General features: G+C 66.3%; 12 protein-coding genes. 7 read left to right on the forward strand and 5 right to left on the reverse strand.

The window, feature by feature from the left end:
- Together CVM52_RS06390 and CVM52_RS06395 are read left to right on the forward strand one after the other, a co-directional pair.
- On the forward strand, nucleotides 1–610 hold a 610-nt coding region (locus CVM52_RS06390), incomplete at its 5' end, for an SDR family oxidoreductase (protein ID WP_100161679.1).
- The gene (locus tag CVM52_RS06395) at nucleotides 604–2,136 is read left to right on the forward strand and encodes a cryptochrome/photolyase family protein (protein WP_100161680.1); all 1,533 of its coding nucleotides are present in this window, start codon (nucleotides 604–606) and stop codon (nucleotides 2,134–2,136) included. The genes CVM52_RS06390 and CVM52_RS06395, both read left to right, overlap by 7 nt.
- A gap of 68 nt (nucleotides 2,137–2,204) precedes the next feature.
- On the opposite strand, the gene CVM52_RS06400 is transcribed toward CVM52_RS06395, so the two are convergent.
- The 4 genes from CVM52_RS06400 to CVM52_RS06415 are packed head-to-tail and all read right to left on the reverse strand — an operon-like array spanning nucleotide 2,205 to nucleotide 6,049.
- Nucleotides 2,205–3,722, reverse strand: coding sequence for a tripartite tricarboxylate transporter permease (locus CVM52_RS06400; RefSeq protein ID WP_100161681.1), 1,518 nt, complete (start codon nucleotides 3,720–3,722; stop codon nucleotides 2,205–2,207).
- 1 nt (nucleotide 3,723) lies between these two features.
- Nucleotides 3,724–4,164 (reverse strand): tripartite tricarboxylate transporter TctB family protein, encoded by a 441-nt coding sequence (locus CVM52_RS06405; protein WP_100161682.1) that lies wholly within the window; start codon nucleotides 4,162–4,164, stop codon nucleotides 3,724–3,726.
- A complete protein-coding gene (locus tag CVM52_RS06410; protein ID WP_172720926.1) occupies nucleotides 4,152–5,078 on the reverse strand; it encodes a BMP family protein in 927 nt (308 codons plus the stop codon). Before CVM52_RS06410 ends, CVM52_RS06405 begins: the two co-directional genes overlap by 13 nt.
- An 8-nt stretch (nucleotides 5,079–5,086) precedes the next feature.
- Entirely contained in the window at nucleotides 5,087–6,049 is a 963-nt protein-coding gene (locus CVM52_RS06415; RefSeq protein ID WP_100161684.1) for a Bug family tripartite tricarboxylate transporter substrate binding protein, read from the reverse strand.
- A gap of 271 nt (nucleotides 6,050–6,320) precedes the next feature.
- On the opposite strand from CVM52_RS06415, the gene CVM52_RS06420 reads away from it, so the two are divergent.
- The 5 genes from CVM52_RS06420 to CVM52_RS06440 all read left to right on the forward strand — a co-directional run bounded on the left by CVM52_RS06420 (nucleotide 6,321) and on the right by CVM52_RS06440 (nucleotide 11,263).
- Nucleotides 6,321–7,178 (forward strand): MurR/RpiR family transcriptional regulator, encoded by an 858-nt coding sequence (locus tag CVM52_RS06420; protein ID WP_100161728.1) that lies wholly within the window; start codon nucleotides 6,321–6,323, stop codon nucleotides 7,176–7,178.
- 245 nt (nucleotides 7,179–7,423) lie between these two features.
- Nucleotides 7,424–8,392, forward strand: a complete 969-nt coding sequence (locus tag CVM52_RS06425; protein WP_100161685.1) for an NAD(P)-dependent oxidoreductase — start codon at nucleotides 7,424–7,426, stop codon at nucleotides 8,390–8,392.
- Nucleotides 8,393–8,397: 5 nt separating this feature from the next.
- Nucleotides 8,398–9,150, forward strand: a complete 753-nt coding sequence (locus CVM52_RS06430; RefSeq protein ID WP_100161729.1) for a class II aldolase and adducin N-terminal domain-containing protein — start codon at nucleotides 8,398–8,400, stop codon at nucleotides 9,148–9,150.
- A 22-nt stretch (nucleotides 9,151–9,172) separates the two neighbouring features.
- A complete protein-coding gene (locus tag CVM52_RS06435; RefSeq protein ID WP_240620881.1) occupies nucleotides 9,173–10,318 on the forward strand; it encodes a TauD/TfdA family dioxygenase in 1,146 nt (381 codons plus the stop codon).
- A gap of 99 nt (nucleotides 10,319–10,417) precedes the next feature.
- A complete protein-coding gene (locus tag CVM52_RS06440) occupies nucleotides 10,418–11,263 on the forward strand; it encodes a HalD/BesD family halogenase (RefSeq protein ID WP_100161687.1) in 846 nt (281 codons plus the stop codon).
- Between the two features lie 88 nt (nucleotides 11,264–11,351).
- Here CVM52_RS06440 and CVM52_RS06445 read toward each other — a convergent pair whose 3' ends face one another.
- Nucleotides 11,352–12,782, reverse strand: a complete 1,431-nt coding sequence (locus CVM52_RS06445; protein ID WP_100161688.1) for an aldehyde dehydrogenase family protein — start codon at nucleotides 12,780–12,782, stop codon at nucleotides 11,352–11,354.
- Nucleotides 12,783–12,790: the final 8 nt, after the last annotated feature.

The following is a 12,790-nucleotide window of genomic DNA, read 5'->3' on the forward strand; positions in this document are numbered from 1 at the left end:
CGCGGCGCTGGAACAGCGGGGTGACACGGTCACGCGGCTGTCGCGCTCGCAGGACGGCTTCGACCTGGCCGATCCCGACTCGGTCGCGGCCGGTCTGGACCGGCTCGATGGCCCGTTTGACAGCCTGCTGATTGCCAGCGGCATCCTGGCCCCGCCCGACAGCCGCCCGGAGAAATCGCTGGCCGAGATCGAGGCGCGCAGCATGGCGCAGGTGCTGGCGGTGAACGCCATTGGCCCGGCCCTGGTGTTGCGCCATGCGCCGCGATTGCTGCCGCGCAGGGGGCGGTCGGTTGTCGGGGTGCTGACCGCGCGGGTCGGCTCGATCGGCGACAACCGGCTGGGCGGCTGGTACAGCTATCGCGCCGCCAAGGCGGCGGCGAACCAGATCGTGCATACCGCCGCCATCGAACTGGCCCGCACCCATGCCGAGGCGGTGGTGGTCGCGCTGCATCCCGGCACCGTCGAGACCGCGTTCACCCAAGATTACCCGGCGCATAAGAAGGTCGCGGCAGCGCAGGCGGCGGCCAACCTGCTGGATGTGCTGGACGGGCTGGGGCCAGAGCAGAGCGGGCAATTCTTCGACTGGGCCGGACAGGTGGTGCCATGGTGAAACCCCGCCTGGTGCTGGTGCTGGGCGACCAGCTGACCACCGAAATCGCCGCGCTGCGCGCCGCCGACAAGGAGCGCGACGTGGTGGTGATGGCCGAGGTGATGGACGAGGCCCGCTATGTCCCGCACCACCCGAAAAAGATCGCGCTGGTCCTGGCGGCGATGCGGAAATTCGCCGCCAATCTCGAAGCGGATGGCTGGCAGGTGGCCTATGCGCGGCTGGACGACAGCGACAATGCCGGGTCGATCCCCGGCGAGCTGCTGCGCCGCGCCGAGGCCTTCGAGGCCGACGAGGTGATCGCCACCACGCCCGGTGAATGGCGCCTGATCGCGGCTTTGGACGATCTGCCGCTGACCCTGCACCAGCACCCGGACGACCGGTTCCTGTGTTCGCGCAGCGAATTCGCCGACTGGGCCGAGGGCCGCAAGGAATTGCGCATGGAATGGTTTTACCGCGAGATGCGCCGCAAGACCGGGCTGTTGATGGAGGGGGACGACCCCGCCGGGGGCAGCTGGAATTATGACGCGGACAACCGCAAGCCCGCCAGCGACGATGCCGATCCGCCCGAGCCGTTGAGCTTTGCCCCCGATGACACGGTCGACCAGGTGCTGGATCTGGTCGAGGAGCGGTTCGGCGACCATTTCGGCGACCTGCGCCCGTTTGGCTTTGCCACCGACCGCAAGCAGGCGCTGAAGGTGCTGGACCATTTCATCGAGCACGGCCTGCCAAAATTCGGCGATTACCAGGACGCGATGCTGCGCGGCGAGCCGATGCTGTGGCACGCGGTGATCTCGCCCTATCTGAATATCGGTTTGCTGGACCCGCTGGAGGTGTGCCAGCGCTGCGAACAGGCCTGGCAGGATGGCAAGGCGCCGCTGAACGCGACCGAAGGATTCATCCGCCAGATCATCGGCTGGCGCGAATTTGTCCGCGGGGTCTATTTTCTCGAAGGGCCCGACTATGCCCGCCGCAACGCGCTGAATCACCAGCGCGGGCTGCCGGACCTGTACTGGGGCGGCGAGACGCGGATGGCCTGCATGGCCGAGGTCGTCGCCCAGACCCGCAAATACGCCTATGCCCACCACATTCAGCGCCTGATGATCACCGGCAATTTCGCCCTGCTGGCCGGGATCGATCCGGCCGAGGTGCATGAATGGTACCTGTCGGTCTATGCCGATGCCTATGAATGGGTCGAGGCGCCGAACACGGTGGGGATGAGCCAGTTCGCCGATGGCGGCATCGTCGCCTCGAAACCCTATGTCTCGTCGGGCAATTACATTGCCAAGATGTCGAACTATTGCCGCGACTGCGCCTATGACGTGAAGGCCAAAAGCGGCGAGACCGCCTGCCCGTTTAACTTGTTGTACTGGTATTTCATCGACCGCCACCGCGACCGGTTCGAAGACAACCCGCGCATGAAGGTGATTTATCGCAACTGGGACAAGCGCGACGAAGACGACCGCGCCCAGATCCTGCGCGAGGCCGAGGCCTGGCTGGACCAGCTGAGCAAGGGCAAGACGGTATAGCGGCACTGCCCGCGCGGTGGCGCCCGCAACGGGCGCGGATCGGAACCAGCCCGCGCCTTGGGCACCGGTCAGCTGCGGATCCGGCCCCTTGCGCGGGTGATTGCACGGGCCAGCCACTGCCGCCACGGGAACAGCGTTGCCGCCAGCAGCAGCACCGCACCCGCCAGCAGCGCGGCGCTGCCGGGGCGGGTCAGGAACACGGTGGCATCGCCGCGCGACAACAGCATCGCCCGGCGGAAATATTCCTCCATCATCGGGCCGAGCACGAAGCCGATCAGCAGCGGCGCGGGTTCGAACCTGAACAGCCGGAGACCATAGCCGATGGCGCCGAAGATCAGCGTGGCCCAGACATCGGTGAGCGAATTCGAGATCGAATAGACGCCGACGCAGATCAGCACGATGACGGTCGGGTAGAGATAGTAATGCGGCACCCGCAGCAGGCGGACCCAGATGCCGATCAGCGGGATGTTCAGTACCAGCAGAAAGATGTTGCCGAAGACAAAGCTGACCACGAGGCCCCAGAACAGCTCGGGATGGTCCGAGATCAGCCGCGGGCCCGGGGTGATCCCGTGGATCATCAGCGCCCCGAGCATCAGCGCCATCGTGGTCGATCCCGGAATGCCCAGCGTCAGGGTGGGAATAAAGGCGGTCTGGGCGGCGGCGTTGTTGGCGGCTTCGGGCACCACCACGCCTTCGATCGCGCCCTTGCCAAACTGGTGGGCGCGTTTGTTGACCCGCTTTTCCAGGGCATAGCTGACAAAGCTGGCAACCGTCTGGCCGGTGCCCGGAAGGGTGCCGAAAAAGCTGCCGATTACCGAACCGCGCAGCGCCGGCATCAGGCTGCGCGCCCATTCGGCGGCGGTGGGGAACATGCTGCCGATCAGCCCGGCGCCGGCATAGCTTTGGGTGGCGCCGCGCAGAGAGACCATGACCTCGGAAATGCCGAACAGCCCCATCGCGACCACCACCAGAGAGACCCCGTCGCGCAATTCCTGGATGCCGCCGGTGAACCGGGTCTCGCCCGAATTCACATCGACGCCGATGGTGCCCAGCAGGATGCCCAGGCAAACCATCATCAGCCCGCGCGTGGCCCCGGAGGTGCTGACCACCGAGGCGGCGACGAGGCCCAGCACCATCACCGAGAAATATTCGGCCGGCTGGAACAGCAGCGCGAATTCCGCCAGCCGCGGCGACAGCAGCACCATGACCACGACACCGAACAGGGCGCCGAACATCGAGGCCATCGCGGTGGAAAACAGCGCGATGCCGGCGCGGCCCTGCTGCGCCATCGGATAGCCGTCAAGACAGGTGACCGAGGCCGAGGGGGTGCCGGGGATATTCAGCAGGATCGAAGCGATCGAGCCGCCATATTCTGCGCCGTAATAGACCCCGGCCAGCATCACCAGGGCAGTTTCCGGCGGCAGGTAGAACGAGACCGGCAGCAGCATGGCAACCGCCGCCAGCGGGCCGACCCCGGGGAGCACGCCGATAAACGTGCCCAGGAACACCCCGACAAAGCAATAGAGCAGGTTCTGAATGGTGGCGGCGGTGCTGAGGCCCAGGGCCAGATTGTCGAGTAGGTCCATGTTACAGCCCCCGGATGGCGATGAAGGGAATGCCGAGGCCAAGCACGAAGATCAGCCAGACGGCCAGGGCGACGCCGATCGCCAGGGCAATGCGGTGCGACCAGCGAAAGCCGGGGATCACCGTGCCGGTGACCAGCACCGCCAGCGCGGTTGCGGGCAGCACACCGGCAAGCGGCGTGAACAGCGCGAAGGCGGCGACGCCGCCGGCCACGCCGATCACCGCCATCGGATCGGCGGCCTGCACCGGTATCGGATGGCGCAGGTTCTGCACCAGCCCGATCAGCGCCAGCAGGCAGAGCAGCCCGCCGACCAGCAGGGGAAAGGCGCCGGGCCCCATGCGGCGCAGCGACCCGAGTTCCAGCGAGGTCATCGCGCCGATCGCAAAGATCAGCCCGGCCCCCAGCATCAGGAGCGGGCCGAGATGCGAGATCAGCCGTCGCATCGCACCGCCTCGGGTTCGAATTCCGGGCCGTCATACGTGTCGGGAATCGAGATCCGGCCGGCCCGGAGCGCGCTGGCCGCGGCCTCGACCGCGGTGGCGGCGGCGGCGGGCACCGCGGAGCCGAGGCGCAGCGACACGGCGTCGCCCGTGTTCAGCCCGAACTCGACAATCGCCTCGGGGCAGTGCCCGGCAACCATGTCGCCGATTGCGCGTTCGACTCCCAGATCGATCCGGGCAAGCGCCGAGGCGACAAACACCTCCGGATCCTTTGCCACCCAGTCCAGCGCATTGCCGATCTGCCACACGCGGCCGGCGCGGCAGGCCTCGACCGCGCCGCGCCGGGCGGCGTTCAGCATGGTGAAGAGGACATCGGCGCCGCCGGCGATTTCGGCCTTGGCCCAGCGCCGGGTGACGGCGCTGTCATCCTGGGTGCCGCAGAAGCCGGTCAGCACCTTTACCCCGGGATCGGCATGGGCGACACCGGCGACAAAGGCGGCGCGCCCTTTCAGCCCGGGCCGCACCCGGTGCCCGGACAGATGCCCGACAATGCCGGTCCGGCTGAGATGCGCCGCCAGGACACCGGCCAGGAAGGCCGAGTCTTCCTGGCGCACGTCATAGCTGGCCAGGTTGGCGCCGGTTTTCTGACCCTGCACGATGGCAAAGCGCTTGTCAGGGTGGCGGGCGGCGATTTCCGGCGTGGCGATGTTGCCCTGGCCGCCGATGAACACCAGCCCGTCGACCTCAGGCACCACCTCGGCGAGGCGGGCGCGGATCTCGTCCTGGTCGTAGCGCACACCCGAAACCAGGGTGATCGCTGCCAGCCCGTCCTGCGCCGCCCGCTCGGCCCCGGCGAGGGCAGAGGCGTTAAAGCCGTCATCCTGCACCTCGCCCACGAAGAAGACCGCGATTTTCATGTCGCCGCTCATTGCGATGCCGCGGTGACCAGCGGTGTCCATTTGGTCAGCTGATCGGCGACATAGGCCGAGAATTCATCGCTGGTCTTGGGCTCGCGGATCAGGCCCCAGGTGTCGAACTGGGCCTTGACGTCGTCCATCTCCATGGCCGCGGTCAGGGCGGTGTCGAGCTTGGCCTTGATTTCGTCGGCCACACCCGCCGGGGCGCTGACGCCCAGCCAGTTTTCGGCGACGATGTCATAGCCGGCTTCGACAAAGGTCGGCACCTCGGGCAGCGAGGCGATGCGCGCGGGGGCCGAGACCGCCAGCGGGATTGCCGAACCGTCCTGCACCGCCGGCAGGTTCTGCGGCACCGCGTCGAAGATCATCGGCACCACGCCGCTCATGAAATCGAGCCGCATCGGGCCGGACCCTTTGTAGGGGATGTGAAACAGCTCGGCCCCGGTTTCGGCCTGGAACTGCTCGGCGATGATGTGGCCCCACGAGCCGACGCCGGAACTGCCATATTCATAAAAGCCCGGCTCGGCCTTGGCCTTTTCGACAAAGGCGGCCAGATCGGCGGTGTCGACCGACGGCGCCGCAAACAAGCCAAGATGCACGGTGCCGACATAGGTGATGTGGTCAAAATCGTCGATCGGGTCATAGGGGGTGTCGGGAAACCGGATCGGCGCCACGTTGAACGGCGTCAGGTTGGACAGCATCAGCGTGTAGCCGTCGGGCGCGGCCTGTTGCAGCGCCGAGGCAGCCACAGTGCCCGCCGCGCCGGGCTTGTTCTCGACCACGAATTGCTGGCCCAGCTGCGCAGAGAGCTTCTCGGACAGCAGGCGCGCGACCAGGTCGGATGAGCCGCCGGGCGGGAACGAGACCAGGATGCGGACGGGGCGCTCGGGCCAGGCGGTATCGGCCGCAACCGGAAGCGCGGCGGTTGCCAGCGCGGCGATGGCGGTGGCAAGAAGGGTTCTGCGGTGCATCGGGACATCCTCTCTGCTGTTGGTGAAATCACAGTTTCACGGTTTGGCGATTCCACAAATACATGAAACTGAAGTTTCTGTGTGGAAGCCCGAAAAAACTGCAGTTTCGCCATCCGGCTGTGCATCGCGCCGGATCTTTGCCCAAATTTGCCGCGCCTTTGGGATGAATTCCCCCTTGCAATAGGGGTTTTGGACCTGTCCCTGACCGGAGCGGCCGTGATTCTCCCTCCCTTGTCTTGTGATTCCGCCCCCTGTGCGGCAGATTGAAAATATGGAACCACAGTTTCAGGCTGACACGCCCACCACCTTTCTGGCCCGGATTCGCGCCGTCCTGCCGGAGCTGCACCGCGCCGAGCACAAGCTGGGCAGCTTCCTGCTCGATTTTCCCGGCGATCTAGCCGCTTACGACGCGCAGGAACTGGCCCGCCTCAGCGGCGTGTCGAAGGCCACGGTATCACGTTTCGTGCGCCGCATCGGGTTTGAAAGCTATGAGGTCGCCCGCCGCGCCGCCCGCGACGAGCGCCAGACCGGGTCGCGCCATTTCATCGCCCATGCCGAACCGCTGTGGGGGCAGAGCCCGCTGGCCGATCTGATGCGGGAAGAGATGGCCAATGTCGCCTGGACGCTCGAGCGCATCGATCCGGCGGAGCTGGAGCAATTGGCCGAGGCCATGCTGTCGGCGCGCCGTGTCTGGCTGATCGGCTATCGGATCAGCCGGGTGTTTGCCGATTATCTGTACTGGCAGCTGCTGAAGGTGATCCCGGCGGCGACGGTGATTCCGCAGGCCGGCGAAAGCCTGGGCGAATACACCGCCGAAATGACCGGCGAGGATCTGGTGATCGTGGTGGCCTTGCGCCGGCGCGCCGCCAATACCGACCGGCTGATCGCCGAACTGGGCCGGGTCGGGGTGGCCACCGCGATGATCACCGACGACGGCGCCGGGCCTGACGAGCGGGTGAACTGGCATTTCCGGTGCCGGATCGAAACCTCCAGCCCGCAATTCAACCACGCTGCCGTTGTCAACCTGTGCCATCAGATCGTCACCCGCACGACCCTGAAAGCCGGGCGCGCGGCCAGCGCCCGGCTGCGGCGGATCGACGAGGCCAACGAACGCCTTGGCGAGGTCTGAGACGCGGACGCCCTGACAGCGGTAAGCGGTGCCGCAGCTGACAGGCACGGCCTGTCTGCCGCGGGTGAGTTCTGCTGTGCGCGGCGCAGGGCCGAGGGCGCCGCAGCTTATCTGCAGCCGATATGGCCGGGCGGGCGAAACTGCTTCAACGAGATTTTCCCCTGAGCGTTCAAAGCCATCGTTTCTAAGCCGGCAAAAAGTTTGGCACGCTCAGGGCAAATTTCATCGACGCATCGGAGTACATCATGAAAGTCGGGTTCATCGGCCTCGGGAACGTGGGCGGAAAACTGGCCGGCAGCCTCCTGCGCAACCGGATCGACCTTACCGTATTGGACCGGAACGCGCAGGTGATGGCGGATTTCGCCGCCCGCGGTGCGGGCATCGCCGAAAACGCCGCGGCGCTGATGCGCGAGTGCGACGTGGTGATCACCTGCCTGCCGTCGCCGGCGATCTCGGCCGCCATCATGGACGAGATGCTTCCCGAGGTCGGGCCGGGCAAGACCTGGCTTGAAATGTCGACCACGGACGAGGCCGAGATCCGCCGCCTGGCCGCATTGGTCGAGCAGAAGGGCGGCACTGCCGTGGACTGCCCGGTTTCAGGTGGCTGCCACCGGGCGGATACGGGCAATATCTCGATCTTCGCGGGCTGCGACCGCCAGACCTTTGAAAGAGTTCTGCCGCTTCTGACACGCCTTGGCCGGCGGGTGCTGCATACCGGCGCCGTCGGCACGGCCTCGACGCTGAAGGTGATGACCAATTATCTGGCCACGGCGAACCTGCTGACCTGCTGCGAGGCACTGGTCACCATGAAGGCGGCCGGAATGGACCTGGCCACCACCTACGAGGCGATGAAGATCTCGTCGGGGACCAGCTTTGTGCACGAGACCGAAAGCCAGCTGATCCTGAACGGCTCGCGGGACGTGAGCTTTACCATGGACCTGATCCTGAAGGATCTCGGACTGTTCCAGACCATTGCCGAGCGCAACAACGTGCCGCTGGAGATGTCGCCGATGATCATCGACATCATGAAGGACGGCCAGTCGCGCTATGGCGAGCGTGCCAATACCGATGACATCATCCGCCGCCTCGAAGAGGCGACGGGCCTGTCGATCCTTGCCGAGGGCTTTCCCGCGGAACTGATCGACGACGAGCCGGAAGAGCCCGGCTATGAGGTCTTTCCCCCGGGGCGGGCGCGCCCCGTCGCGGCGGAGTGAGCGCGATGAGCCTTGATGAGTCGCCGAACCTGACCCTTTGGCAGGAGCGCAGCGATCTGGCAGCCGCTTTCCGTTGGACCGCGCGCCTGAACATGCACGAAGCCGTGGCCAATCATTTCAGCCTCGCCGTGAACGCGGAGGGGACGCAGTTTCTGATCAACCCCAACCAGGTGCATTTCTCGCGCATTCGCGCGTCAGAGCTGCTGCTGCTCGACGCCAATGACCCCGATGTGCTGAACCGGCCCGACGCGCCGGACCCGACCGCATGGGGGCTGCACGGATCCATCCACCGGCGCTGTCCGCATGCGCGCTGCGTGATGCACGCCCATTCCATCTTTGCAACCGTCCTGGCCTCGCTTGCCGACAGCACGCTGCCGCCGATCGACCAGAACACGGCGACCTTCTACAATCGCGTCGTCATCGATGAACAGTTCGGCGGGCTGGCCTTCGAGGACGAGGGCGAGCGCTGTGCCGCGATGCTGTCCGACCCGGCGAAGAAGGTGATGGTGATGGGCAATCACGGCGTTCTCGTTCTGGGTGACACCGTCGGCGATGCCTTCAACCGGCTCTATTACTTCGAGCGTGCGGCCGAGACCTATATCCGCGCGCTTCAGACCGGCCAGCCCCTGCGCCGGATTCCGGACGAGATCGCCGAGCAGACCGCGCGCGACCTGGAAAACTATCCGGGACAGGCCGAGGCGCATCTGACCGCGATCCGCCGGATCCTCGACCACGAGTCCTCTGACTACGCCACCTGATCGCCAGCCAATGAGTGCGCCCATGACCCAGATCATCCTGACCGACACTGGCCTGTCCGTTCCGCTTGCGGCGGGCGAGACATATTTCAACTATTGCTGGCTGCGGGATGTCTGCCCCAGCTGCATCGACCCGCAAACGCGCGAGCGAATTTTCGACGTTGCCTCGCTGCCCTCGCTGCCGCGCGCGCGGCAGGCCCATATCGAGGGCGACGTGCTGGTGGTGGACTGGCAGTCCGAGGCGCAGGTCAGCCGCATTCCGCTGGCGCTGCTGGAAAGCTTTGCCACGCGCGGCCGTGCCGAGGACCCGGCCGACCTGCCGCGAAACCTGTGGTATGCCGATCGCGGCGCAAGCTTCTTGCGGGTGCCGCAACAGGCGGTGCTGACCGACCCGGCCGCGCGGGCGCAACTGACCCGCGCGCTGATCGAGGACGGCATTGCCATCGTCACCGGCATGGACGGCGGCAAGGACAGCCTGCCGCGGTTGGTCGAGGCGATCGGGCCGATCACGCCCTCGGCCGAGGGGCTGTTTTTCGACGTGCGGGTCGAGATCGCGCCGACCAACCTGGCCTTCACCGCCGGGCCGCTGGAGATGCATACCGACTTGCCGGGCGAGGAAGCCGCGCCCGGCGTGCAGTTCCTGCATTGCCTGGAGAACAGCGTCGAGGGCGGCCTGTCGCTGTTTCTTGACGGTGCCGCGGTGGCCGAAGCCCTGCGCCAGGAAGACCCCGCCGCCTTCCACCTGCTTGCCAACAACAAGATCCCGTTCTTCTACCGCCACGACAACTGGGACTACCGCGCCCATCAGCGCGTGATCGAGACCGATCCCGAGGGGCGCGTGACCGGGGTGACCATCTCTCAACACCTGCAGGACGCGATGGACCTGCCGCAGACCCTGCTGGACGACTATTATCCGGCTTTCGTCAAGTTCCTGAAGATGATGCAGGAAGAGCGCTTTCTGGTGCGGTTCCGCTCGGAGGCGGGCAATTGCGTGATCTTCGACAACCACCGCATCGTCCACGGGCGCGAAGGCTATGTCGCCGATAGCGGCAAGCGCCATCTGCGCGGCTGCTATACCGACCGGGGTGCGCTGCGCAGCACCCATCGTGTGCTGGCCTATCAGGGATTTGACGGGCGGATCGCCCCGGAACCGGATCTGCAGCGCGCCTGAGCCCCCCGGAACGTCGGCGCCCTGCAGCTTGCGCGCGTGGTCCGGCAACCTGCCGGCCGGGTTTTTTCGGCCGGTATCACCCTGAACGGAGCAATACCCATGTTGGCGACTGACCTGATCGATCTGCACCGCTATCCGATCTCGACCCCCGGTCCTGCCCGCGACGCGGTGCTTGCCGAAGTGCGGGCCGGGCTGGCGGCGCGTGGCTGCGCGGTGTTGAAGGGGTTCCTGACCCCGGCGGGTGTGGCCGCCGCGGTGGCGGAAACCGATGCGGTGGCAGACAAGAGCCATGCCAGCCACTCGCGCACGAATGCCTATTTCACCAAGGAAGACCCGACCTTGCCGGAAAGCGATCCGCGGCGGCGTTTCTTCGACCGGTCCAACGCCTTCATCCCGGCGGATAACTTCGAACCGGGCGGGGCGCTGCGGACGATCCATGATTGCGCCGGATTCGACACCTTCATCCGCGACTGCCTGGAGGAATCCGAGGACCGGTTTTTCCGCTATGCCGATCCGCTGGCGGATGTCATCGTGAACGCCGCGGGCGCCGGGAACGGGTTTCCCTGGCATTTCGATACCAACAACTTCACCGTCACGCTGGCGCTGCAAAACGCGGACGAGGGCGGAGCCTTCGAATATGCGCCGATGATACGCGATACCGTGGACGAGCATTTCGACGAGGTGGCAAAGGTGCTGGACGGCATCTCGGACCGGGTCGTGTCGCTGGAACTGGAACCCGGCGACCTGCAGCTGTTCAAGGGCCGGTACTCGCTGCATCGTGTTGCGCCCTTGGCAGGGTCGCGACCGCGCTATGTCGCGATCTTTTCCTATGTCCAGGCGCCGGACATGGTGGGCAGTGTCGAGCGCACACAGCAGCTTTATGGCCGGACCCTGCCGGTGCATCACGAGCGGGCCGGGCAGCGCGCCGACACGCTTATCGACTGACGGGCCCAAGGCCGGAGGCCGGGGCCCGGGGTTTCATCGGACCGGCGGGGCGCGATCTTGAACGTTGCGCCCCTGCCGGCAGCGCGGGTCAGGCCACGAAGGGCGCGCGCACCTTGATTTCCTGGTAGTCCTCCAGGCCGAAGACTCCGCCCTCGCGGCCGTTGCCGGATTTCTTGTAGCCACCGAAGGGCGAGCCGTAATCGGTGCCGCGCCCGTTGATGGCGATGACGCCGGCGCGCAGGCGGTCGGCGACGCGGCGCGCCCGGGCGGCGTCACCCGTCTGCACAAAGGCGGCAAGGCCGAAATCGGTGTCATTGGCGATGGCGATGGCCTCTTCCTCGGTCTCGAAGGGGATCATCACCAGCACCGGGCCGAAGATTTCTTCGCGCGCGATCGTCATCGCGTTGTCGACATCGGCAAAGACCGTTGGGCGCACGAACCAGCCGTCTTCGAGGCCCTCGGGCTTGCCCAGCCCGCCGGTCAGCAGGGTGGCGCCTTCGTCGATGCCGGCCTGGATCATCGCCTGCACGCGGTCATACTGAATTTCGTCAAACAGCGGGCCGATATGGTCGCCCGCCTTCGCCGGGTCGTCGACCTTCTGCGCCTCGGCGGCGCGGCGGGCAAGCTGCAGCGCGCGATCGTAACAGGACCGTTCCACCAACATCCGCGTGGGCGCGTTGCAGGACTGGCCGGTATTGTCGAAACACTCTGCGACCCCCTCGGCGATGCGCGTTTCCAGGTCACAATCGGCAAAGACCAGGTTGGGCGACTTGCCCCCCAGTTCCAGGGTCACGCGCTTGACGCCCGGCGCCGCGGCGCGCGACACCTCGGTCCCGGCGCGGGTCGAACCGGTGAACGAGACCATCGCGACGTCGGGATGGCCCGCGATTGCCGCGCCCACGCCGGGCCCGTCGCCGTGGACCAGGTTGAAGACGCCGGCCGGATAGCCGGCCTCGTGCACGATCTCGGCATAGATGTTGGCCGATAGCGGCGTGTGTTCGGAGGGTTTCAGAACGCAGGTCGCGCCGGTGGCCAGCGCCGGGATGACCTTGAGCGCAATCTGGTTGATCGGCCAGTTCCAGGGGGTGATCATGCCGACGACGCCGATCGGTTCGCGCGTGAGAATGTCGCCATTGGGCAGGGTCTCTTCCTCGGGCAGGCCGTCCAGCGCGGCGATGAACGCCTCGAGATGCCCGATTGCACTTGCGGCCTGGACATCGTGGGACATGGTCGCCGGCGCGCCCATTTCAGTGGTCATGGCACGGGCAAGTTCGCCCTGACGCCGCCTGGTGATCTCCAGAAGCTTGTGCAGCAGCGCAAGCCGCTCGTCCTTGGTGGTGCGCGAAAAGCTCTCAAAGGCGTTCTTGGCGGCAGAAACGGCACGGTCCACATCCGCCGGACTGCCCAGCGTGAGGGTTCCGATCCGGCTGTTATCGGCGGGGTTCCGGATTGGCATGGTTGCTTGTCCGTCCGGGGTCACCCATGCGCCGCCGATGTAGAAAGTGTCGAGCGTTTGCATCGCTTTTC

This window comes from Pseudooceanicola lipolyticus (assembly GCF_002786325.1).
GTDB classification, from domain to species: Bacteria; Pseudomonadota; Alphaproteobacteria; order Rhodobacterales; family Rhodobacteraceae; genus Pseudooceanicola_C; species Pseudooceanicola_C lipolyticus.

Excerpts from the sequence above, each read along its gene's own strand:
- CVM52_RS06400 (WP_100161681.1), bottom strand. The coding sequence starts at position 3,722 with ATGGACCTACTCGACAATCTGGCCCTGGGCCTCAGCACCGCCGCCACC.
- CVM52_RS06420 (WP_100161728.1), top strand. The coding sequence starts at position 6,321 with ATGGAACCACAGTTTCAGGCTGACACGCCCACCACCTTTCTGGCCCGG.
- CVM52_RS06405 (WP_100161682.1), bottom strand. The coding sequence starts at position 4,164 with ATGCGACGGCTGATCTCGCATCTCGGCCCGCTCCTGATGCTGGGGGCC.
- CVM52_RS06430 (WP_100161729.1), top strand. The coding sequence starts at position 8,398 with ATGAGCCTTGATGAGTCGCCGAACCTGACCCTTTGGCAGGAGCGCAGC.
- CVM52_RS06395 (WP_100161680.1), top strand. The coding sequence starts at position 604 with ATGGTGAAACCCCGCCTGGTGCTGGTGCTGGGCGACCAGCTGACCACC.
- CVM52_RS06415 (WP_100161684.1), bottom strand. The coding sequence starts at position 6,049 with ATGCACCGCAGAACCCTTCTTGCCACCGCCATCGCCGCGCTGGCAACC.
- CVM52_RS06445 (WP_100161688.1), bottom strand. The coding sequence starts at position 12,782 with ATGCAAACGCTCGACACTTTCTACATCGGCGGCGCATGGGTGACCCCG.
- CVM52_RS06440 (WP_100161687.1), top strand. The coding sequence starts at position 10,418 with ATGTTGGCGACTGACCTGATCGATCTGCACCGCTATCCGATCTCGACC.
- CVM52_RS06425 (WP_100161685.1), top strand. The coding sequence starts at position 7,424 with ATGAAAGTCGGGTTCATCGGCCTCGGGAACGTGGGCGGAAAACTGGCC.
- CVM52_RS06410 (WP_172720926.1), bottom strand. The coding sequence starts at position 5,078 with ATGAAAATCGCGGTCTTCTTCGTGGGCGAGGTGCAGGATGACGGCTTT.
- CVM52_RS06435 (WP_240620881.1), top strand. The coding sequence starts at position 9,173 with ATGACCCAGATCATCCTGACCGACACTGGCCTGTCCGTTCCGCTTGCG.